This window comes from Floccifex sp., from assembly GCF_051873555.1.
GTDB lineage: Bacteria > Bacillota_I > Bacilli_A > Erysipelotrichales > Erysipelotrichaceae > Floccifex.
In genome coordinates this window covers 1-24,088 of record NZ_JBJEEY010000001.1, presented here as the reverse complement: position 1 = coordinate 24,088, position 24,088 = coordinate 1, and the positions used below count along the sequence as shown (strand labels likewise).

At 33.1% G+C, this 24,088-nt stretch carries 23 protein-coding genes, 1 pseudogene and 1 other annotated feature; of the genes and pseudogenes, 22 read left to right on the top strand and 2 right to left on the bottom strand.

Annotation, left to right across the window (positions count from 1 at the left end):
* From ACI32A_RS00120 to fusA, 15 genes and pseudogenes are all read left to right on the top strand, one after another.
* A pseudogene (locus tag ACI32A_RS00120) lies at positions 1-443 on the top strand (type I glyceraldehyde-3-phosphate dehydrogenase); the annotation flags it as partial.
* Positions 444-545: 102 nt separating this feature from the next.
* A complete protein-coding gene (locus tag ACI32A_RS00115) occupies positions 546-710 on the top strand; it encodes a hypothetical protein (RefSeq protein ID WP_439752986.1) in 165 nt (54 codons plus the stop codon).
* A 14-nt stretch (positions 711-724) separates the two neighbouring features.
* Positions 725-2,059, top strand: a complete 1,335-nt coding sequence (cysS, locus tag ACI32A_RS00110) for a cysteine--tRNA ligase (protein WP_439752985.1) — start codon at positions 725-727, stop codon at positions 2,057-2,059.
* Positions 2,059-2,445: a Mini-ribonuclease 3 gene (locus tag ACI32A_RS00105; RefSeq protein WP_439752984.1), complete on the top strand. Its 387-nt coding sequence runs from the start codon at positions 2,059-2,061 to the stop codon at positions 2,443-2,445. The genes cysS and ACI32A_RS00105 overlap by 1 nt, the downstream gene beginning before the upstream one ends.
* A complete protein-coding gene (rlmB, locus tag ACI32A_RS00100) occupies positions 2,442-3,155 on the top strand; it encodes a 23S rRNA (guanosine(2251)-2'-O)-methyltransferase RlmB (RefSeq protein ID WP_439752983.1) in 714 nt (237 codons plus the stop codon). The genes ACI32A_RS00105 and rlmB overlap by 4 nt, the downstream gene beginning before the upstream one ends.
* Positions 3,156-3,178: 23 nt before the next feature.
* Positions 3,179-3,808, top strand: coding sequence for a sigma-70 family RNA polymerase sigma factor (locus tag ACI32A_RS00095; RefSeq protein WP_439752982.1), 630 nt, complete (start codon positions 3,179-3,181; stop codon positions 3,806-3,808).
* Positions 3,809-3,828: 20 nt separating this feature from the next.
* Positions 3,829-3,978: a 50S ribosomal protein L33 gene (gene rpmG, locus ACI32A_RS00090; protein WP_439752981.1), complete on the top strand. Its 150-nt coding sequence runs from the start codon at positions 3,829-3,831 to the stop codon at positions 3,976-3,978.
* 9 nt (positions 3,979-3,987) lie between these two features.
* A complete protein-coding gene (secE, locus tag ACI32A_RS00085; RefSeq protein WP_439752980.1) occupies positions 3,988-4,191 on the top strand; it encodes a preprotein translocase subunit SecE in 204 nt (67 codons plus the stop codon).
* Positions 4,192-4,199: 8 nt separating this feature from the next.
* The gene (gene nusG / locus ACI32A_RS00080; RefSeq protein ID WP_439752979.1) at positions 4,200-4,748 is read left to right on the top strand and encodes a transcription termination/antitermination protein NusG; all 549 of its coding nucleotides are present in this window, start codon (positions 4,200-4,202) and stop codon (positions 4,746-4,748) included.
* A 69-nt stretch (positions 4,749-4,817) separates the two neighbouring features.
* Entirely contained in the window at positions 4,818-5,048 is a 231-nt protein-coding gene (secG, locus tag ACI32A_RS00075; RefSeq protein WP_439752978.1) for a preprotein translocase subunit SecG, read from the top strand.
* 37 nt (positions 5,049-5,085) lie between these two features.
* Entirely contained in the window at positions 5,086-7,119 is a 2,034-nt protein-coding gene (gene rnr, locus ACI32A_RS00070) for a ribonuclease R (RefSeq protein WP_439752977.1), read from the top strand.
* 52 nt (positions 7,120-7,171) lie between these two features.
* Positions 7,172-7,891 carry a deoxyribose-phosphate aldolase gene (deoC, locus tag ACI32A_RS00065; RefSeq protein ID WP_439752976.1) on the top strand — a complete coding sequence of 240 codons (720 nt, stop codon included), beginning with the start codon at positions 7,172-7,174 and terminating at the stop codon, positions 7,889-7,891.
* Positions 7,892-7,926: 35 nt separating this feature from the next.
* Positions 7,927-10,266 carry a glycyl radical protein gene (locus ACI32A_RS00060; protein ID WP_439752975.1) on the top strand — a complete coding sequence of 780 codons (2,340 nt, stop codon included), beginning with the start codon at positions 7,927-7,929 and terminating at the stop codon, positions 10,264-10,266.
* Positions 10,267-10,487: 221 nt separating this feature from the next.
* A complete protein-coding gene (locus ACI32A_RS00055) occupies positions 10,488-11,159 on the top strand; it encodes an ankyrin repeat domain-containing protein (protein WP_439752974.1) in 672 nt (223 codons plus the stop codon).
* Between the two features lie 11 nt (positions 11,160-11,170).
* A complete protein-coding gene (gene fusA / locus ACI32A_RS00050) occupies positions 11,171-13,240 on the top strand; it encodes an elongation factor G (RefSeq protein ID WP_439752973.1) in 2,070 nt (689 codons plus the stop codon).
* 22 nt (positions 13,241-13,262) lie between these two features.
* Here fusA and ACI32A_RS00045 read toward each other — a convergent pair whose 3' ends face one another.
* A complete protein-coding gene (locus ACI32A_RS00045; RefSeq protein WP_439752972.1) occupies positions 13,263-14,018 on the bottom strand; it encodes an alpha/beta hydrolase in 756 nt (251 codons plus the stop codon).
* 10 nt (positions 14,019-14,028) lie between these two features.
* Positions 14,029-14,796 carry a Cof-type HAD-IIB family hydrolase gene (locus tag ACI32A_RS00040; protein WP_439752971.1) on the bottom strand — a complete coding sequence of 256 codons (768 nt, stop codon included), beginning with the start codon at positions 14,794-14,796 and terminating at the stop codon, positions 14,029-14,031.
* An 84-nt stretch (positions 14,797-14,880) separates the two neighbouring features.
* Here ACI32A_RS00040 and ACI32A_RS00035 point away from each other — a divergent pair, with 84 nt between their 5' ends.
* From ACI32A_RS00035 to ACI32A_RS00005, 7 genes are all read left to right on the top strand, one after another.
* Positions 14,881-16,608: an ABC transporter ATP-binding protein gene (locus tag ACI32A_RS00035; protein WP_439752970.1), complete on the top strand. Its 1,728-nt coding sequence runs from the start codon at positions 14,881-14,883 to the stop codon at positions 16,606-16,608.
* 117 nt (positions 16,609-16,725) lie between these two features.
* On the top strand, positions 16,726-17,331 hold the full coding sequence (locus tag ACI32A_RS00030; protein ID WP_439752969.1) for an ECF transporter S component: 606 nt from the start codon (positions 16,726-16,728) through the stop codon (positions 17,329-17,331).
* A gap of 137 nt (positions 17,332-17,468) precedes the next feature.
* Positions 17,469-19,172 carry a phosphoenolpyruvate--protein phosphotransferase gene (gene ptsP, locus ACI32A_RS00025; RefSeq protein ID WP_439752968.1) on the top strand — a complete coding sequence of 568 codons (1,704 nt, stop codon included), beginning with the start codon at positions 17,469-17,471 and terminating at the stop codon, positions 19,170-19,172.
* Between the two features lie 41 nt (positions 19,173-19,213).
* Complete coding sequence (locus ACI32A_RS00020; RefSeq protein WP_439752967.1) at positions 19,214-19,777, top strand: DUF3267 domain-containing protein; 564 nt, start codon at positions 19,214-19,216, stop codon at positions 19,775-19,777.
* A complete protein-coding gene (locus ACI32A_RS00015; protein WP_439752966.1) occupies positions 19,738-20,313 on the top strand; it encodes an NUDIX hydrolase in 576 nt (191 codons plus the stop codon). The genes ACI32A_RS00020 and ACI32A_RS00015 overlap by 40 nt, the downstream gene beginning before the upstream one ends.
* 41 nt (positions 20,314-20,354) lie before the next feature.
* Positions 20,355-20,548, top strand: a binding site (T-box leader).
* Positions 20,549-20,583: 35 nt separating this feature from the next.
* On the top strand, positions 20,584-23,184 hold the full coding sequence (locus ACI32A_RS00010) for a valine--tRNA ligase (RefSeq protein ID WP_439752965.1): 2,601 nt from the start codon (positions 20,584-20,586) through the stop codon (positions 23,182-23,184).
* An 11-nt stretch (positions 23,185-23,195) separates the two neighbouring features.
* On the top strand, positions 23,196-24,002 hold the full coding sequence (locus ACI32A_RS00005) for an HAD family hydrolase (RefSeq protein ID WP_439752964.1): 807 nt from the start codon (positions 23,196-23,198) through the stop codon (positions 24,000-24,002).
* Positions 24,003-24,088: the final 86 nt, after the last annotated feature.

Below are 24,088 nucleotides of genomic sequence, written 5' to 3'. Positions count from 1 at the left end.
GTCCACAACGTAAAGGTGATTTACGTCGTTCTCGTGCTGCTGCAGTTAATATCGTTCCTAACTCAACAGGTGCTGCAAAAGCTATCGGTTTAGTTATTCCTGAATTAAATGGAAAATTAATCGGATCTGCTCAACGTGTTCCAACTCCTACAGGATCTACAACTATTTTAGTTGCTGTTGTTGAAGGAAAAGTTACAGTTGACCAAATCAATGCTGCTATGAAAGCTGCTTCAACTGAATCATTCGGATATACTGAAGAACAATTAGTTTCTTCTGACATCATTGGAATCCGTTATGGATCATTATTTGATGCAACTCAAACAATGGCTCATGAAATGGAAGATGGAAACACTCATGTACAAGTTGTTTCTTGGTATGACAACGAAAACTCATACACTAGCCAAATGGTTCGTACAATTAAATACTTTGCTGAATTAGGTTAAGAATTTAAATGAAAAGACATCTTCGGATGTCTTTTTTTTGTGCTTTCTTGAAAAAATACGACAATTAAGGTATTCTAGATATACAATTGCTAGGAGAAAAATATGGCTATTAGAACACAATTATCCAATAAAGATCGAGACGAATTAACAAAAGACGTTGATGACTTAGATAAAGTATATTTAGAACAAATGAAGGAACAAGGAATCGATGAAGACTTACTGGAACAATTCCGTGATTTAACACTTCAAATGAATGAAATTGAATAGAAAGAAGGACCAATATGAAACTTTATAACAGCTATACACAAAAAATTGAGCCATTACAACCTATCCAGGACAATAAAATATCGATGTATGTCTGTGGACCGACTGTATATAATTATCCTCATATTGGAAATGCCCGGCCCATCGTTGTATTTGATACCTTAAAAAAAGCCCTTCAAGCACAAGGCTATGAAGTGACTTTTGTCAGCAATTACACCGATGTTGATGATAAAATCATCAATGCCGCCATTGAAAATAATGTGAGCGAAAAAGAAATTACAGACAAATATATTACAGCTTATAACCAAGTACGAACAGGATTAAATGCTGATTTACCAGATGTGGCGCCTAGAGTAACGGAAACAATGGACGAAATCATTGCTTTTATTGCCGACTTAATTCAAAAAGGTGCGGCTTATCAAGTTGATGGAGACGTATATTTTCGCATTGAAAGTGATCCACATTATGGAGAATTATCACATCAAAGAATGGAAGACCTGATGGTAGGGGCCCGAATTGATGAAAATTCAAAAAAAGAAAATCCATTGGATTTTACACTTTGGAAACAAACCGATAAAGGCATTCAATGGAATTCTCCATGGTCAAAAGGAAGACCAGGATGGCATACAGAATGTGTTGTCATGATTCAAAATGTATTTAAAACCAATTTAATTGATATACATGGAGGCGGACTGGATTTAAAATTTCCTCATCATGAAAACGAAATTGCACAGTGCCAGGCATGTAACCACACAAAACTTGCAAATATGTGGATACACAATGGAATGATTAATATTGATGGAACAAAAATGTCAAAATCATTAGGAAACGTACGCTGGGCCAAAGATTTAATTGCCCAATTTGGTGGAAATGTGGTTCGCTGGGTTATGATTTCGGTTCAATACCGTGCTCTTATGAATTTAACAGATGAAGTATTTGATGTAGCCATCAAAGAATTAAATAAAATTCAAAATGCCTATAAACAAGTTTCTATTCAACTTCAATTAGAAAACGTTAAACCATCAACAGAAGTAGACACTACTTTATGGACTCGATTTATTGAAGCCTTAAATGACGATTTAAATACACCAAATGCCATTACAACCGTATTAGAAACCGTTAAAAATATGAACCAGCTCGTTCGTAAACGCCCATTGGATACAGAAACACTTTCTAAATTAATCGCTACACTTGAAAAAGAGCTCTATGTATTAGGAATTCAATTTGATTCCATTCAAATGAGTGAACAAGACAAAGACATGTATCGTAACTGGAAACAAGCTGTAAAAGAAAAGAACTATGAATTAGCGGATCAATATCGTAGTCAACTACAAGAAAAAGGAATTATCTAATGGAAATTGTCAGCGAAAATGCGACAAGCTTAGCCTGGATGGGAGATGCCATCATGAGCTTAAAAGTACGTGAACATTTATTATCTAAAGGCTATCAAAAAGCAAATTTACTACAAAAGAAAAGCAGTTACTATTGCAGTGCTAAAGGACAAGCTAAAATATTAGATACACTCCTTTTACAAAACTATTTTAATGACGATGAAATGACGATATTAAGTCGAGGAAGAAATGCAACCATTCATTCTAAAGCAAAAAACGCCGATGGCCAGACATATTTAAAAGCTACAGCATTAGAAGCTTTATTAGGCTATTTATATTTATATAAGCATCTTGATCGTTTAAACCAATGCTTAGACAAAATCATAGAAATTGGAGATAGTTTATGATTGTTTATGGAAAAAATGTATTTTCACAATTAAAAAATGATCCCGAAGCCATTGAAAAAATATATATCCAAAAAGGACTCAATGACCAGAAAATCTGGAAATCCATCAAAGAACAAAATACAATTGTTGAAATATGTTCCAAACAAAAACTAGACAAACTCACGAAAAATGAAGTTCACCAGGGAATCGTTTGTCAAGTGAAAGAAATACCTACATATTCTATCTATGATCTACTTCAAAAAACAAAAACACCTGGATTAATCGTTGCCTTGGATGGCATTCAAGACCCACATAATGTAGGCGCGATTTTAAGAACATGTGACTGTGCCGGTGTGGATGGAGTGATTTTATGTAAACATAACAGTGCCGGATTAACACCAGCTGCCATTAAAGCCAGCACAGGCGCTGCTTATACAATTCCTGTATCCATAGTAACTAATTTAAGTCAAACCCTGAAATTATTAAAAGAAAAAGGCTATTGGATAGTGGGGACTGATATGATCAATGCCAGAGATTATCGAACAGGAATGTACGATGTTCCCATAGTATTGATTATTGGAAACGAAGGAAAAGGAATTTCTAATTTAGTTAAGAAACAATGTGATTACATGGTAACACTTCCTATGGAAGGAAAAATCACATCCTTGAATGCCAGTGTTGCCTGCGGTATTCTTTTATATCAAATTCATAGTCAAAGACATCCTCTGTAATTTTTCGCTCTTTAGGAGCAATTATGGAAAAAGTAAATATAAACAAATGGATTTATTATTATTTCATACAAGACGAAGAAGCCCTTTCGTTTTTGATTGAATACTTCACACCAATGATGATTTCAATCTCTCATAAAAAACTAGATACACGATATTTTGAAAACAATACAATGGAAGACTATTTATCAATTTGTTATTGCGTTTTAGTCGAATGCATTCATAGATATAGAATCGATAAAAAAGTCACATTTTCAACATATTTAAATAACGTATTGACCAATAGAATTGTAGATATGTCACGTTCTACCAATCACTTATATAACGGATGTTATCCACAATTTCTTCCATTAAATGCCAAAATCAATGAAGACTCACAACGATATACATTTGAAGAAATTATTCAAGACCAAAGAAAATGTTCTTTACATTCCTATGTAACAGGGAAAATTGCTTTGGAAGATATAATGGAAAAAGCAAAAAATGAATTACCTGAAATTGAACAAAAAATATTGGTTTACCGTTATCTTGAATATTCAAATACAGACATTTCAGAAATTCTATCGATTTCCAGACAATCTATTCAATATCGAATGAAAAAAATTCAAAAATGGTTGAATAAGATTGACAAAAATAAAAATAAAATGATAAATTAAATTAGTTATAGGAGATTCATATGGCAGATAAAGTTATTTTAACATGTACAGAATGTTTATCAAGAAACTATACAACTGAAAAAAATAAAAAAACACATAGTGAACGCTTAGAATTTAAAAAATATTGTCCAAAGTGTGGTAAACATACTTTGCACAAAGAAACAAAGTGAGGTCATAGTATGTCAAAGAAAAAAGAAAAAAAAGATTTTGTATATTCTCCCAAAGGAGTCATCAAAGAATTAAAAACCGTTGAATGGCCAAGTTTTTCACAACTTATGAAATCAAGTGGGCTTGTGATCTTGTTTACCGTATTATTTGGTCTTTATTTCTTTATATGTGAAATCGCCGCTTCTGGATTTCTTAATTTAATTATCAAAGCATAGGAGGAAATATGTCAGAATTAAAAAAAGAATGGTATGTTGTTAATACATATGCAGGACAAGAAAACAACGTTAAAAACAATTTGGAACGTCGTGTTAAAACAATGGGATTAGAAGACTCATTATTTCAAATTGTTGTTGCTGAAGAAAAAGAAATCGAATACAAAAACGGAAAACCTGTTGAAAAAGTACATAACCTGTTCTCTGGATATTTATTAGTACAAATGATCATGACCGATGAAGCATGGTATGTCGTACGAAATACACCTGGTGTCACAGGATTTATTGGTTCCAGTGGAAAGGGAGCTAAACCATTCCCGGTAGCACAAGAAGAAGTAGATGCTGTATTACGTCGTTTAGGTAGACAAGATTTAAATGTACAAGTGAATTTTGAAATTGGAGATACAGTTGAAATCTTAAATGGAGCTTTTGAAGGATCACAAGGAACTGTAGAAGCCATGGATGATGAAAAGAAAGAAGCCACTGTATTATTGATTTTATTTGGCCGTGAAACACCAACTGAAATTCCATACATTGACTTAAAGAAAATTGAAGACTAAGACAAGCCTTCTTTTATTTGATTTTTACAAAAGATGTGTTATACTCAAGCAATAGGAAGTGTGATTTATATGAAAGATATTTTAAATGTTATATTAATGGTCTTATCTGGCTTAATTATTATATTAACACTGTTGCAAAGTGGTAAATCCGATGGATTAAGTGCAGCTTTTACAGGAAGCGGGGACTTGAACTTATTTGCGGTTCAAAAAGAAAGAGGTCCTGAAAAAGTGATTAGTCGAATGACACTCATTTGTGGAATTTTATTCTTTGCGATTGTGATCGCATTGCAGATTGTATAGAAGACCGTCAAGGTCTTTTTTTTTGAAAGGAGAGAAAATGAGACAAATTTTATTACAAAAATTTCATCAACAAAAAAAATGGAACATCGATCAATTACGAAAAACATTAAATATAAAGAATTCAAAAGAATTAACGACACTAGTCAAAACACTCAACGAATTAGTCGATGAAAGACTCATAATCAATAACCATACCAACTATATATTGGTTACAAGCCAGGATATGATTGGAAAAATAAAAGATATATCTAAAACAGAATATGCCATTATAAATGAAGACAAAAAAATCTATGTTGAAAAGAAATATGCGAAAAATGTATTTGATGGTGATGAAGTCTTTGCACAAAGAGAAAACGGAAACTGGAAAGTAAAACAAATATTTTCTCATGGCATTCATAAAATTATTGGAGAATTTATTCATAGTAAAAAAGGATATCAATTTTTCAGTGACATTGATTATCATCGATCTTTTATTGTAAAAAATATAGATGAATTTAAAATTCAAAATCATGATAAAGCAGTGGTACGAATTTTAAAATACGACAATCCCATGCTTGTTGAAATTGAAACCATTGTTGGAAACAAAAAAGAAGCAGGTGTAGATATTACTTCTATTTTATATGAAAACAATGTTCGCATGCATTTTAATGAACGCATTGAAAAAGAATGTAAAACAATTTCTTCTCAAGTCACAAACAAAGATAAAAACAATCGAGTCGACTTAACCAATTTAATCACATTTACCATTGATGGAGACGATGCCAAAGACTTTGACGATGCCATCAGCATCACAAAGAAAAAATACGGCTATACTCTTTATGTACACATTGCAGATGTATCTCATTACGTCAAAGAAGGAAGTGCCATTGACCAGGAAGCATATGCACGATGCACCAGTATCTATGTATGTGATCGTGTCGTTCCTATGTTGCCTTTTGAATTAAGCAATGGTATTTGTTCATTAAATCCTGAAGTAGATCGCTGTACTATAACTTGTCAAATGGAAATTGATGAACATGGAAATTGCACGAGCTATAAAGTGTATCCAAGTTTGATTCATTCCAATCAGCGTTGTACATATAATATGGTTAACGCCGTTTTAAAAGGCAATCTACAAGCCATTCGATCTTATGAAAACATTTATCAAGATTTAATTTATTTAGCGCAGTGTGCTTCTCTATTACAAGAAAGAAGCTATGATCGAGGATGCATTGACTTTAATACCAAAGAACCAGAAATTCAATTAAATAAAAAAGGAAAACCAATATCCATTCGAATTAAACCACGAGGCTTTGCCCAGCAAATGATTGAAGAATGCATGATATTAGCCAATGTTTGTGTTGCCAATTTATTGCATCAAAAACACATTCCATGCATGTATCGAATACATGAAAAACCAACGGAAAAGAAGTTAGAGCCTTTAATTCATATTTCACAAGCTTTTCATTATGTATTTGATTATGAAAATATATCTTCAAAAACCATTCAAACATTGTTGGAATCCATAGAAGATGTAACAGAACACGAAATTATTTCACGAATTTCTCTTCGCAGTATGCAAAAAGCCATTTATAATCAAGAATGTAAAGGACATTTTGGATTATCACTAGAAGAATATTGCCATTTTACCAGTCCGATTCGTCGTTATTCCGACTTAGTGGTACATCGAATGTTAAGAAAATATATTTTTGAACAAAATGAGTGTTCCACAAACAAAGATGAAAAGAAAATCATGAAACAAAGTATACAAATGTCACAAAAAGAAAGAGATGCCATTTTTGTGGAACGTCAGGTTAATGATTATAAAATGGCAGAATACATGGAAAATCAGCTCTTTAAAACATTTGATGCGACAATTATTTCTGTCATGGAATTTGGATTTTTTGTGGAATTAGAAAATGGAATTGAAGGATTGGTGCCAATTCGTACTTTATTTGATCATTTTGTCTATGATGAATTGACAATGACTTTAAAAAGTGAATCCATGAATTATTCTTTAGGACAAAAAATAAAAGTCATTTGTACGGAAGTCAATAAACAAAAAGGACAAATTACATTTAATATTGCATAAATGTTTACAAATGTTCGAAAATGCACTAAAATGTTCGTAGAGGTGAATGGAAATGATTAAATTAGAAAAAAGAGCAGAAGACATGACACTATCTGAATTGGCTTCTTATATTGACTATTCTGTATTAAAACCAGAATTCACAACAGAACAAATTGTCGAATTAACTAAAGATGGTGTACAATTAGGATGTGCAACCATTTGTATCAACCCAGGTTATATGGATTTATGTAAACCATTGGTACAAGGAAGTAAAACAAAACTTTGTCCTGTTTGTGATTTCCCATTTGGAACAAGCTCAACACAATCAAAAGTCGCACAAGCTAAAATTTTAGTGGATAATTATGCGGATGTGATTGGAGAATTGGACATTGTTTCAAATTTTGGTTTGATTCGTTCTGGAAAATATGATGAAGTGACAGCAGATATTAAAGCCGTTGTTGATGTTTGCCATGAAAAAAATGTACCTGTTAAAGTTATTTTTGAAACAGATGCATTAACAGTGGAACAAGTTAAAAAAGCTTGTCACTGTGCAATAGATGCCAAAGCGGATTTCGTGAAAACTTCTACTGGATTCTTGACTGGATATGAGTCTCATGGAGCAACTCCGGAAATTATCAAAATCATGCAGGATGAAGTACAAGATCAATGTAAAGTTAAAGGTTCTGGATGCATCCGTACAAGAGAACATTTCTTACAATTAATTAATATGGGAATTGATCGTATGGGTGTTGGATACCGTTCGGTTCCTGTTGTATTGGATTTGAACAAATAAAGTAGAGCCTTGTCTCTACTTTTTTTAGGAGGACTATGGATAAAAAAAGAATCGAAAGACTTCGTATAAAAATGGAAAAAAGAAAAGCCAGTATTTGTTCACAAAGAGCTTTATTATATACGGAATCTTTCAAAAAAAGTGAAAAAGACTCTTATATTCTAAGAAAAGCCAAAGCTTTTCAGTATACACTTGAAAATATGTCCATCTATATAGAAGACGATTCATTGATTTTTGGAAACCAGGCTTCTAAAAATTTTGCAGCCCCTGTTTTTCCGGAATATTCCATTCAATGGGTGATTGATGAATTGGATGAATTTGAAAAAAGAGAAGGGGATATCTTCTATATTGATGAACAAACGAAAAAGGATTTAAAATCCATTTATCCATATTGGAAAGGAAAAACCCATCAAGATCGAGTCAATCAAAATATTACAGAAGACATTTTACTGGCAGAAAAACAAGGTGTTTTACATCGTGGTGGCATTTCTATGAGTGGAGATGGACATATTGTACCCGATCATGAAATGGCTTTAAAATATGGTTTCAGAGCTTTAATAGATTATGCAAAAAGTCAATTAGAAAATGATAAAACCGATTATTATCAATCTGTGATTTATGCATTAGAAGGTTCTTTAACATTCTTTAAACGTTTTTCAAAACTATTAAGTGAACAAGCCGAAGGAACAAAAGACGAAAAACGAAAACAAGAATTAGAAAAAATGAGTGATATTGCTTCTGTTTTACTAGAAGGCCCTTGTTCAAGTTTTTATGAAGCCATTGAAGCCGTTTATATGATTCATGTATTACAGATGATTGAAAGCAATGGACATTCTTTCTGTTTTGGAAGATTTGACCAATATATGCTTCCATACTATCAAAATGACATTGAAAAAGGCATTTTAACAAAAGAGGACGCATTAGAATTGATAACACATATGTTTATTATGTTATCAAGTCATAATAAAGTACGTCCATATGGTCATACACGCTTTTCACAAGGCTACCCATTGTATTCTAATCTTGTTGTATCTGGTCTAAAACCAGATGGAAGTGATGGCGTAAATGATTTGAGTTATCTATGTGTACAGGCTATGAAATTATGTTCTTTAGCCGAACCAAATTTCTCGGCTCGCTATCACAAAAATACACCCAGAAAGTTTTTGGAAGCATGTGCTGATTTAATTGCGACTGGATGTGGTATGCCATCCATGTTTAATGACGAAGTCGCTATTCAGGGATTAGTGGATTTAGGTATTCCAAGAGAAGATGCGAATGACTATTGTCCAATTGGATGTGTAGAAACAGGGGTTCCAGGAAAATATGGACACCGTGCAACAGGTATGACCTATGTAAACTGGGGAAAAGTATTGGAAATTATGCTTCATAATGGAACAGATCCAAATACAGGTATCACAATGATGAAAAGTGAAACACCGGAAAACTATGAAGAATGCTGGCATACTTGGAAAAAATATTTGAAATATTATTCAGATATTTCAGTGGAATGTGACAAAATATGCGATGAAAGTCTAGAAATTTATGATGCCGACCCATTTGCGTCTTGTCTTATTTTAGATAGTCTGAAATTAGGTAAGACACTCAAGCAAGGAGGATGTCGCTATGACGTGATTAGTCAATCTAATATTGGACCAAGTGTTGTAGGAAATTCTTTATATACTCTTAAAAAATTAGTGTATGAAGAAAAGAAATATACGATGGATCAAATATTAGATGCGATGCACGATAATTGGCAAAGTCTTGAATCGGCTCGTATATTAAAAGATATTCGTCATTTACCAAAATTTGGAAATGATGTGGATGAAGTTGATGAAATTGTCAAAGCTGTATTTGATTCATATTTAGAACTTCTTCCTTCTTATAGTACATTACGAAAAGATTTAGGACCAAAAGTATCTTGTTATACAATGTCAACCAGCAATATTACAAGTTATGTTCCAAATGGCTTTGTAGTAGGAGCTACACCTGATGGTCGATATGCAGGAAGTCCATTAAATGAAGGTTGTTCACCAACTCAAGGAAGCGATATCAATGGACCAACGGCTGTCATTAACTCGGTTTCAAAACTTCCAAATGAAAAAGTAGCTGCTGGACAATTATTAAATATGCGCTTTACACCACAGACTTTGCAGGAAAATCGTGATAAATTTGTTGATTTTCTGATTGTTTCTTGCCAAAAAGGAATTTATCATAATCAATTTAATGTCATTGATACATCTGTTTTAAAAGATGCACAATTACATCCAGAACAATATACAAACTTAATTGTTCGCGTAGCTGGTTATTGTGCACAGTTTATTTCTTTAATGCCACAAGCCCAGCAAGCCATTATTGATCGGACTGAAAACGCTTTCTAATGGCATAGTTGGACATATTTCTGTCCAACTTAGCACTTTATTTGTTTATTTAATTTATTTTGACTATCATGAATTCACAACGAAGGGAGTGGTATTCATGAATAAAGTTCAAACTGTATATAATAAAAAAGAAACACACTCCTTTTTAACAATATAACTGGGATATTTCTATATATTCCAGTTTTTCTGTGTATATGATTCTAAAAAGGAGGAAGAAGAAAATGGATCAGAATTTCAATAAAGTATTTTGGGATGCATGTGCAAATGGTGATTTTCCAATGGCTGCGGCCCAAATTCGAGGAGGAGCCGATGTCAACTACCAAAACGGAGACGGACGAACAGCTTTGATGCGAGCTAGTAAACGCGACCGTAAAGACATTGTGCAATTATTAATTGACAATGGAGCCGATGTCAATATGACAGATAAAAACGGAAAAACTGCTTTAATGGGTGCTGCTAAAAAAGGAAACAAAACAATTTGTAAAGCTTTAATCGATGCTGGAGCTGATGTAAATGCCAAAGACGATAATGGAAGAACAGCTTTAATGCGTGCTTGTTTATTAGGACAAGATCGTTGTGTACAATTATTGCTGGATGCAGGCGCTAATATAAATGCTCAGGACGAAGTAGGTCGATCTGCTTTGATGGAAGCTTGTATTGCCTTTAAACGTGATACCATTGCTTTATTGTTAGAAAGAAATGCCGATGTAAATTTGTTCGATAATAATGGATGTACTTCTTTGATGCGTGCAGCTTTTGGTGGATATGCTTCATTAGTTGAAAAATTAATTGCGTATGGTGCGGATGTAGATATGGTCGATAAACAAGGGAACCGTGCCCTTGATTATGTACGTGAACATTGCCGAGCTCAATTAGAGCCAATTCTTAAGTAGGAGGATTTATTATGCGTGATTATTTAAGTTCAGAAGTTAGAAATGTCAGTGTTATTGGACACAGTGGAGTAGGGAAAACATCTGTTTTAGAAGCAATGCTTTACTATACAAAAGCAACAGACCGGTTTGGAAAAACAAGTGATGGCTCTTCTATGATTGACTTTGATGCAGAAGAAATTGCCAGAGGACTATCTGTATATACTTCTATCATTCCTATTGAATGGAACGAATGTAAAATTAATTTTATCGATACACCTGGTTATTTAGATTTCGTTGGTGAAAAAGAAAGTGGATTTAGTGTGGGAGACAATGTATTAATTGTCACAAGTGCGAAAGATCCTTTACAGTCTGGTACTAAATTAGCTTATAAACAAGCCATCGCCTCTAAAAAACCAACTATTTTCTTTATCAATAAATTAGATGAAGAAGATACAGATTTTGCCAGTGCCTATAATGCATTGCATGAAGAATTTGGTAAGAGCATTATTCCATTTGAAGTACCTATTATTGAAAATGGAGAAATCGTTGGTTCTGTTAATATTATCAAAAATAAAGCCTGGTATTATAAAGGCCCAAAAGCCGAAGGCGATATTGCTCAACCAGTTCCAAAAGATATGTTAGAAGAAGTCTCTTTATATAAAGATCAAATCGCTGAAGCTGTCGCAATGGGAGATGACGAATTAATGGAAAAATTCTTCTCAGGAGAAGAATTTACCGATGCGGAATTAACACGTGGAGTTCGTATTGGTGTTCGTAGTGGAGAAATCATTCCCGTTTATTCAGGTTCGGCTACAGAATCCATTGGAATTCAGCGTTTAATGGATCTAATTGTGGATTATTTCCCTACTTATTCCGAAAAAGGATTGTATACAGCGAAAACACCAAACAATGTAGATGTTGAATTATTGACAACGGAACAAGAAGTCTTAACGGCACAAGTTTTTAAAACCATTGCCGATCCATTTGTAGGTCGTATTAGTTATATAAAAGTTTTATCTGGTGTTCTTTCTTCGGATTCAACTTTAGTAAATGGAAACAATGGAAAACCAGAAAAAATTGGTTCTATCTTTGTGATCAAAGGAAAACATCAAACAGCTTGTGGTAAATTGTTTACTGGAGATATTGGAGCTATCAATAAACTTCAATACACAAAAACAAATGATACACTATGCGAAAGAGGAAAATTATTAATTGCACCTGCTATTACTTTTACGCAACCAATGTATGGACAATCTATTTCGCCTGCTACAAAAAATGATGAAGATAAGTTATCCAATGGATTGGCTCGAATTGCGGAAGAAGATCCTACTTTCAAAGTTACGACAAACAAGGAAACAAAAGAAACTGTTATTTATGGAATTGGGGATCAACATTTAGGTGTTGTTCTAAATAAATTAAAAAATAAATATAAAGCGCAAGTTAAAATTGCCGATCCAAAAATTATGTATCGAGAAACCATCACAAAAACAGCTACTGGAGAAGGTCGTCATAAAAAACAATCTGGTGGTCATGGTCAATTTGGTCATGTATTTGTGGATTTTGAACCAAATCGTGGAACAGAAGAAATGGTTTTCGAAGAAAAAGTATTTGGTGGAGCTGTTCCAAAACAATATTTCCCTGCTGTTGAAACGGGTTTAAGAGAATGTTGTGAAAAAGGGCCTCTAGCTGGTTATAAAGTTGTTAATATGAAAGCCACATTAAAAGATGGTAAATACCATGATGTAGACTCTAGTGAAATGGCATTTAAGTTGGCTGCTCATTTATCTTTTAAAGATGCCATGACAAAATGTAAACCAATTTTATTAGAACCAATTATGAATATTTCTATCCGTGTTCCAGATGAATATACAGGAACTGTGATTGGAGATTTAAATAAACGTAGAGGATCTATCATGGGTATGACACCAGAAGATGGTGATCAATTAATTGAAGCGCAAGTACCAATGTCTGAAATTCCTAAGTATTCAATTGAATTACGGGCTATGACACAAGGACTTGGAACTTATTCTATTGAAATGGATCGTTATGATCCAGTGCCTGACATGATTGCCAAGCGTATTATTGAAGCCAATAAAGAATAAAGACTGGATTTTCCAGTCTTTTTTATGCGACATTACATTCTTTCATCCATACAGGCAATTCTTTTTGCCAGGCAGATTCAGAGTGATTATCATTTTTAAAGACGTGTGGAATAACATCCACACCTTCTTTTTTTAATAAAGCACGAATGATTTGAAGATTTTGATCGGTAGCCATCGCAAAAATCTGATGCGTTGGATATTCATTTCCACCCCATGAAATATAGATTTGCGTATGTGGTTCAATGTGACAATCAAAGTCTTCTCTAAATTTTTTATACATCGGATAAATATGAGGTGAAACACAAATTGCTTTTGAATATACATCCGAATGATGCATAGCCATATATAAACTCATAGTACCACCCATGCTGGAACCACCAACATATGTACATTCTCTTGAAGGATTGGTTGGATAGTTTTTATCGATAAATGGCTTTAATTCATGAATCATCCAGTCAATTAAAACACGCCCTCTTTCTTTGACATAGCCCCATTCGTCTTCATAAAAATCATAGGGCGTAAATTCATTTAATCGTTGATCTCCATTGTGATTGCACTCTAAACCCACGACAAGAATACGTCCATTGTGCTGATCTAAATAATCTTTAATGCCCCAACATTTTCCATATGTTGCGACATTGTCATAAAATAAATTATGACCATCAAACATATAAAGAACGGGTAAACGTTCGTTATCTTTTATGTGATCGGGTTTATAAATATGAAGTGTTCGATTTAATTGATAGGGAGTAATAAAAATTTCTTGTGTGAATACCATAACATGCTCCTTAAATTATTTCAAAATGCTTCAAAGCTTCATAAATACCATCGTCTTCTACATTGCAAGTGACATAGTCCGCAATATCTTTCAGCTCTTGTTTCGCATTTCCCATCGCAATTCCACATCCAACAAAATCAATCATAGTGGCATCGTTTCCACCATCTCCAAAAGCCATAGATTCTTCAATTGAAAAACCATAATGATCTAAGACATGCTGTATTCCGATTTCTTTTCCTCCATTGACAGGAATGATATCACAGGCATGATCCCACCATCTTGTGATTTGAATGGATTTGCATCCTTCAATGATTTTCGCATCGTCTTTTTCATCAATAGCTGCCATCATTTGAAAAACAGGTTCATGAATCGTTTGTTCATAGTTTTCATCAATTTCTAAAACTTGAGAAGCAAAAGTAAAATAGTAGTCTAAAGTATCCTGAAAATAATTGGCACATAATTTATCCTGGGTTGCAATGGCCAATGGAATTTGCAGCTGATCACAGTTTTTCTTGCATTGAAGTACATCATCTGGATTTATATTATTTTGATAAATGACTCCATTGGAATCAAAACAATATTGACCATTAAATGAAACAACACCATCAAATTCAATATCAAATTTTGGAACCCAATTATTGGGACGACCCGTTGCCAGAAAAATTTTAATTCCTTTTTCTTTACATCGATTTAAAGCATATTTAGTTTTATCAGACATTTTGATGGTTCCTAGTTTTACTAATGTACCATCAATGTCAAAGAAAATAATTTTTGTCATACATCCTCCATATAATGTAATACTATATCACATTTTATAACTATAAACCTTTCTTTTTCATAAATTCAGTATAAAATAAAAAACATGAAAACAATTCAACATTTTATTCACTATTACAAACCTTATCGTTTTTCTTTGTTGATTGACTTATTTTGTGCAAGCTTAATATCAATCATTGATTTATCTTTTCCATTAATTTTGAATCTATGCACAAAACAATTTTTTCTAGACAAAGAATTATTGATTCAAATTCTTCCAGTATTATTTATTTTGCTTCTATTTTTGTATTTGATTCGCTGCTTCTGTAAATATTATGTTTCTTGTCAAGGACATGTTATGGGAGCAAAAATGGAAAGAGATATGCGAAAAGAATTATTTGATCAATATCAAAGACTTTCTTTTCGGTATTATGATCAAAATAATACAGGCATTATGATGTCTAGAATCACAACGGATTTATTTGATATTTCTGAATTTGCGCATCATGGACCTGAAAATTTATTTATTTCAATATTAAAAATTATGGGTTCGTTTATCATTTTGATTTGGATTTATGCGCCTTTAGCTATTTTGTTATTAGTTGTAACCATTTGTATGGGATTTTTTTCTTTTTTCAACAACAAAAAAATGAGAAAAACTTTTGATGATAATCGAAAAAAAATTGGACAAGTGAATGCCACTGTACAAGATTCTTTATCTGGAATTCGTGTTGTGCAATCGTTTACCAATGAAAAAATGGAAACGAAAAAATTCAAACAAGCCAATGAACAGTTTTTAGAATCTAAAAAAGATAATTATAAAGCTATGGGATTTTTTATGGCAGGAAATAATATGTTTCAAGGATTGTTATATATAACAGTTTTAGTTGGTGGTGGTTATTGTATTTTGTATGGAAATTTAAATGTGAATGATTTAGCTACTTTTGCATTTTATATTGGTATTTTTATTTCTCCAATTGAAGTTTTAGTGGAACTAACGGAAATGTTTCAAAAAGGTATTTCTGGTTTTACTCGTTTTGAAGAAGTATTAAAAGAAGATATAGATATTTGTGAAAAAGAGAATCCGTTTGTGTTTGAAAATATGGAAGGTCATATTTGTTTTGAAGATGTAAGTTTTCAATATAATGAAGAAGAAAAAGTATTAGAAAATGTTTCATTAGATATTCCGGCAGGAAAAAAATTAGCTTTAGTCGGGCCTTCTGGTGCTGGAAAAAGTACATTGTGTTCTTTAATTCCTCGTTTTTATGATGTCAAAAAAGGAAAAATAACCATTGATGGGTTGGATATCAGAGATTGTTCGATTCAATCGCTTCGAGAAAATATTGGAATTGTTCAGCAAGATGTTTATTTATTTACAGGCAGTATTGCGCAAAATATTGGATATGGAAAAGAAGATGCTTCCATGGAAGAAATTATAGAAGCGGCCAAAAAAGCAAATATACATGATTTTATTGTTTCTTTACCGGATGGATATCAGACTTTTGTTGGACAAAGAGGTGTTCGTTTATCAGGTGGGCAGAAACAAAGAATTTCTATTGCCAGAGTGTTTTTAAAGAACCCGAAAATATTAATTTTAGATGAAGCAACAAGTGCATTAGACAATGAAAGTGAACGTATTATTCAAAAGAGTTTAGAGGAACTCTCAAAAAATAGAACGTGTATTACCATTGCTCACCGTTTATCAACCATACAAAATGCTGATGAAATCGTTGTTGTAGATCAAGAAGGCATCAAAGAAAAGGGGAATCATGCTGAATTGATGAAGAAAAATGGTATCTATGCGAATTATTTTCGTCTTCAGTTTGAAAAATAAAAAAAATTGTCTATAATTAAAAAGGTGTTTTCAGATAGATCGACAGACTATCATGAAAGGATACACTTAAAAAAAATTTATACATCGTATTCTTAGAAACGAAAGTAGGAGGAAAAAATGAAAACAAACAACTCAACTGTCAAATTCATGACACAATTGGCTTTATTAATTGCCGTAGAAATTGTCATGAAACTCATTGGATTGGGAATGGTTCCCATTGGTCCATTGAAAGCATCTTTCTTAACGGTTCCTGTTGCCATTGGAGGTATTGTGATGGGACCATTAGCAGGAGCAATTTTAGGATGTGTATTTGGATTGATTAGTTTCTATGACGCTTTAACAGGAGCTAGTGTCATGACAGGTACATTCTTATCTATTTCACCAGTTCATACATTTATTTTATGTATTGTGATGCGTACAATTATGGGATTCCTTGTTGGCTTGATTGCTTCTGGTTTAAAGAAAGTTATGAAAAGCAATCTTCGTTATTTTATTGCGGCTATTAGTGCTCCTTTATTGAATACAGCATTATTTATGGGTTATATTTGCTTAGCATTCTACAATACAGATTATGTACAAGCTCTTGTAACTTCATTAGGGGCAACCAATCCATTGATGTTTATTATTTTATTGGTTGGTTTCCAGGGATTAGTTGAAGCCATTGCTTGCTGCATCGTTGGTGGAATTTGCTCAAAAGGTGTAGACGTTGTCGTAAATAAATAAAAATGTGTTTGGCATATGCATGTGCATATGCCTTTTTTCATTTTAGGTTTCTTTTTATTATATTGAAGAAACTATAAAAAAGTGATAAAATTTCTTATATGAAAGCGTTATACGCAAATGCTATAGGAGGAAAATTCATGTTAAAAGGTATTGCGGCAAGTGCTGGTGTTTCTGTAGCTAAGGTTTATAAATTAGAAACACCAAAAGTTGTCATCGAAATGAAAACAGTAGAAGATACTGCTGCAGAGGTCGCTAAATTTGAAGCTGCATTGGAAAAAACAAAAACAGACATTGAAGGAGTAAAAGAAAGAGCGGCTAAACGTTTAAGTGAAGAAGAATTAGCTGTCTTTGATGCTCACTTAATGATGGCTGGGGACCCTGATTTACATGATCAAGTGGTAGCATCCATTAATAATGACAAAGTAAATGCAGAATATGCGGTTGAAACATATGCTAATATGGCTATTTCGATGTTTGAAACATTAGGTGAATATTTTAGAGAAAGAATTGCCGATGTTAAAGACGTTACATTCCGTTTAAAATGTAATTTATTAGGAGTTATGATTCCAGATTTAACTTCTATTGCGGAAGATTCTGTTATCGTGGCTCATGACTTGACTCCATCTGATACTGCGCAATTAAATGAATATGTTAAAGGATTCGCAACTGAAATCGGTGGAAAAACTTCTCACTCTGCTATTATGGCAAACTCTCTTGAAATTCCTGCTGTTGTAGGATGTGCTGGTGTATTGGAAGCAGCCAATACAGGAGATATTATTGCTTTAGATGCATTAGATGGTGAAGTTGTAATCAATCCTGATGAAGCAACAATCGCAAAATATCAAGAAAAAGCAGCGGCTTATGCAAAAGAAAAAGAAGAATTAAAAGTATTAAAGAATGAAGCTTCTATTACTTCCGATGGTCATCAAGTTGAATTGGCTGGTAACATTGGTGGATATGCAGATGTTGAAGGTGTATTGAACAATGGTGGAGAAGGCGTAGGTTTATTCCGTACTGAATTCTTATATATGGGTTCAAAAGACTGGCCAACTGAAGAAGAACAATTCCAGGCTTATAAACAAGTATTGGAAGGAATGGAAGGGAAGAAAGTTGTTGTTCGTACATTGGATATCGGTGGTGACAAACACTTAGATTACTATGATTTCCCTGAAGAAATGAATCCATTCTTAGGATATCGTGCAATTCGTTTATGCTTAGACCAAACAGATATTTTCCGTACACAATTACGTGCATTATGTCGTGCATCTGTATATGGTAAATTATGTATCATGTTCCCAATGATTGCCACTGTTCAGGAATTTAGAGACGCAAAAGCTATCTTTGAAGAAGTTAAAGCACAATTAATTTCTGAAGGTGTTGCCGTTAGTGATGATATTCAAGTTGGTATGATGGTTGAAATTCCTGCTTCTGCTGTATTAGCCGATCAATTCGCGAAATATGCAGACTTCTTCTCAATTGGTACAAATGACTTGATTCAATATTCTATGGCAGCTGACCGTATGTCACAAAAAGTATCTTACTTATATCAGCCATTTAATCCAAGCATCCTTCGTTTAGTTCAAATGACAATCAAAGGAGCTCATGCTCATGGTAAATGGGTTGGAATGTGTGGTGCCATGGCTGGTGAACCAAAAGCCGTTCCTATTTTATTAGGATTGGGATTGGATGAATTCTCTATGTCAGCTACACAAATCTTAAATGCTCGTAAACAAGTTAAGTCTATTACATTTGAAGATGCTCAAAAATTAGCTGCTGAATGCGTTGCTAAAGATACAGCGGATGAAGTATTAGAAACTGTTGCATCTTACATGGGTAAATAATTTAAGGGACTCATTTGAGTCCTTTCTTTTTTGGAGGTTTTATGGAATTAATTGTTAAGGGACGATTTAATGGCGATGTTAATTCACTTCCATCGGGTCAATTAAAAAATCATCCCAATGCCACTTGTTTTAAAGAATTTGATAATATAAATACTTTTAGCCTGGTATTAAATATCGCAAGTTTATTTCTTTTAATTGGTCTCTATATTTTGATGTGTTTGAGAATACATGGATTGGCTTCTTTATTTAATACAGGAACCATTTTATCCATAATTTGTTTACTCCCTCATGAATTTTTACACGCGATTTGTTTTCAGGAAACGGTTTATTTATATATTGGAAAAGGTATATTGTTTGTGACAGGAACAGAAGTTATGTCTAGAAATCGTTTTATCTTTATGAGTTTATTACCAAATCTTGTATTTGGATTTATTCCATTTTTTATTTTTTTGATTGATCCTTCTCATACTATCTTAGGCGCATTGGGGTTATTTTCTATTTCAGCAGGTATTGGTGATTACTATAATGTATTCAATGCATTGCGACAAGTTCCCAAAAATGGAAAATGTTTTATGGAAAAACAACACACGTATTGGTTTGTATGAAAGAATATTTAGATATTGTAGATGAAATGGGAAATCCTACTGGACAAATTATAGAAAGAAGTATTGCACATCAAAAAGGCATACGACATCGTACAAGTCATGTCTGGTTGTTTCGAAGAAAAGATCATATAGAAATTTTATTACAGAAAAGAAGCAATCAAAAAGATTCGTTTCCTGATTGTTTTGATATTTCTACAGCGGGTCATATACCTGCTGGTGATTCTTTTCTGGAAAGTGCTATTCGAGAAGCAAAAGAAGAACTAGGTATTGATTTAATAAAAGAAAAATTTATTGATTGTGGTATTCGTACTTTTGAATATAAAGGAAAATTTCATCACAAACCATTTCATGATGTGCAAGTATCAAAAATATATGCCTATGAATTTAATCAAGATTCTTTTAATTTTCAGACAGAAGAAATTCAAAGCGTTTGCTGGATGAAGTATCAAGATGTTCTTTTTGGAGTTTCTCATCATTTATTGGAACATTGTATTTATTTAGAAGAACTGAAAATGATTGAAAAAGCGTGGTTATAAAATTTTTTCTTGAAATATTTTTTGAGTTTGATAAACTAATGGTACATGCTACGAATAGAAGGAGTAGTCTTTTGGATTTTTCAGAGAGTTTCTGGTGGGTGCAAAGAAATATTGAAAAAAGATGAAGGTAGTCTAGGAGCAAATTTTCTGAAATAGAAGTAAGAAAATTCGCAGACACAGCGTTATGTGAATGAAGTAAAAAATTAGGTGGTACCACGTCAAGCACGTCCTTATGATGTGCTTTTTTTATTTTTGGAAAGGAAGGATACTATGACGTTGGAAGCAAAATATGATCATTTAAAAGTGGAAGATAATATCTACAAACAATGGGTTGATGCTGGTTATTTTACAGCAGGGGATTTGTCAAAGAAACCTTATTGTATTGTGATTCCTCCACCAAATGTAACAGGAAAACTACACTTAGGCCATGCCTGGGATACAGCTTTACAAGATATTTTATGTCGTTACAAGCGATTAAAGGGATACGATGTATTATGGGTATCTGGAATGGATCATGCAGGAATTGCTACACAGGCTAAAGTTGATGCGCGTTTACAATCCGAAGGTATTTCTCGTTATGATATTGGGCGTGAAAAATTTTTAGATCGTGCGTGGCAATGGAAAGAAGAATATGCTTCTACCATTCGTAGTCAATGGGCTAAATTGGGCTTGTCTTTGGATTATACGCGTGAACGTTTTACTTTAGATGAAGGTTTATCCAAAGCTGTTCGTAAAGTATTTGTAGATTTATATAATGATGGATTGATTTATCAAGGTGAAAGAATCATTAACTGGGATCCTGAATTGAAAACAGCTTTATCGAATATTGAAGTAGAACACAAAGAAATCATGGGTCACATGTATTATTTCAAATATAAAGTTGTAGAAAATGGACAGGAATTAGTGATTGCGACAACACGTCCAGAAACAATGTTTGCCGACCAGGCTATTTTTGTACATCCAGATGATGATCGTTATAAAGACATTGTAGGTATGCATGCTATCAATCCAGCCAATGGACAAGCTTTTCCAATTATGGCAGATGACTATATTGATATGAGCTTTGGAACGGCCGTTATGAAATGTACACCTGCACACGATCCAAATGACTTTGCCTTAGCTAAAAAATACAATCTAGAAATGCCTGTTTGTATGAATCCAGATGGAACTATGAATGACATGTGTGGAAAATATACAGGAATGGATCGTTTTGAATGTCGTGAAGCTTTAGTCAAAGATTTTGAAGAAGCGGGTGTAGTTGATCATATTGAAGAGCATCTCCATCAAGTTGGACATTCACAGCGTTCTGGTGTCATTGCCGAGCCTTATTTATCAAAGCAATGGTTTGTTAAGATGAAACCATTGGCAGAAGAAGTATTGGCAAATCAACAAATTGAAGATCAGAAAATTCATTTTGTTCCAAATCGATTTGAAAAAACATTTACACAATGGTTAGAAAATATTGAAGACTGGTGTATTTCTCGTCAATTGTGGTGGGGACATCGAATTCCTGCCTGGACAAATAATGAAACTGGTGAGTTATATGTTGGAATGGAAGATCCAGAAGATATTGAAAACTGGACACAAGATGAAGATGTATTGGATACTTGGTTTTCTTCTGGTTTATGGCCTTTTTCTACATTGGGATGGCCAGATCAAACAAGTGATTTAGAAAGATATTTTCCAAATGATGTATTAGTTACTGGATATGATATTATTTTCTTCTGGGTAGCTCGTATGGCTTTCCAAACACGTTATTCTATGAAAAATCGTCCATTTAAAGATGTTTTGATTCATGGATTGGTTCGTGATTCTCAAGGAAGAAAGATGTCTAAATCATTAGGAAATGGAATTGATCCAATGGATGTCATTCAAGAAAAAGGAGCCGATGCCCTAAGATGGTTTTTAACAACGAATTCCGCTCCAGGAATGGATTTACGATACGATGAATCAAAAGTTGATGCATCTTGGAATTTTATCAATAAAATCTGGAATGCAGCTCGCTATGTTGAAATGCAGATTGGAAATGAAAAATTAACTTTAGATGTTTCAAAAACTTCATGTGTTGATAAATGGATTTTAAATCGTATGAATGAAACAATTCAGAATGTAGAAGCCAACATGGAAAAATATGAATTTGGAATTGCTGGAAATGAATTATATAGTTTTGTATGGAATGATTTCTGTTCCTGGTATATTGAATTATCAAAAGCTACGTTATATTCCGAAAACAAAGAAGCCATTCAAAGTACAAAAGCCGTTTTATATACAGTTTTAATAAATATTTTAAAATTATTGTCTCCATTTATGCCTTTTGTCACAGAAGAAATTTATTGTGCGCTTCCGCATGAAAAAGAAAGCATCAATAAAGAAATTTGGCCAGAAATCATTGAATTTGATTGCTGTGATAAAGAAAAACTGGATATGCAAATTTGTATTAGTGCCATTCAAGCTACTCGTGAAATCAAAGTGGATTATGGTATGAAACCTAGTGAAGACTTAGAAATTTGTTTATCAAAAGAAGTAAACGAAGACATTAAAGCTATTTTGAAAAAAATGTGTCACGCGATTGTAATTCCTTCTATAGAAAGTAAAGATGTTTTATCTCGAAGCATTGAAGGTTGTATTTTAACAGTTTCGATGGATACTTTGATTGATTTAGAAGAAGAAAAAACTAAACTGGAAAAAGAAATTAAGCGACTTGAAAATGAAATTAAACGTGCTAGTGGAATGCTTCAAAATCCGAGATTTGTTGAAAAAGCACCTGAATTTAAAGTTAATGCAGAAAAAGAAAAATTAGCGGATTACACACATAAATTAGAAATTGCGAAAGCACAATATGAAGATATTCTTAAAAAAATGGTGAATTAGAAGGATATTATATGTATGAAAATATAAAATGTATTGTTTGTGATATTGATGGAACAATGGTTCCATCACATCATAAATTATCGGAATTCGGACAAAATATGATTCAAAAAATCCGTGAAAAAGGGATTTTATTTGGCATTGCTTCTGGTAGAAGTTTAAAAGATGTGCAATATATTGTGGGTACATGGGGTGTTAAAGACATTGATTTTATCATTGGATTAAATGGCTCTCAATTATATGATGGATTAGAAAATAAAGTTTATGATTATTTTCAAATGAAGCCAGAATGGATCAAAGAAACATTTGATATCATGCGACCTTTTTCATTTAATCCTGTTATGTATTTTGGAAAAGCCTATATGTGTGGAGTCTATGATCAGAAAGTTCATTTTTCTGCCCAATATACAAAATCGGATTATATAGTCGCCAAATCTGAAGCTGATTTTTATCAGGAACCAAATGCGAAAATTATGTTTCGTGTGGATGAAAAAGATATGCCAGAAGTAGAAAAGCGTGTCAAAGAATTTGAGTCTCCATACTATAAAGGCAACAAAACACAACCCACATTAATGGAATTTCAAAATCGAAAGGCTTCCAAAGCCTATGCATTAGAACAATTTTGTGAAAAACACAACATTGATATTCACGATACAATGGCTTTTGGAGATACGACCAATGACAATGAAATGTTAGAAGCATCGGGTGTTGGTGTATGCATGAAAAATGGATCGGATGATACCAAAGCATTAGCTGATATTATTACAGAAAAAACAGTATTAGAAGATGGCTGGGCAGATTTTATTAATCAATATTTTTAGAAGATAGATTGAATTCTATCTTCTTTTTCATGTGTGCCGGGCATGGCATGAATTCAGTTGGGAACAAACCAACCACAGGTAGTTAC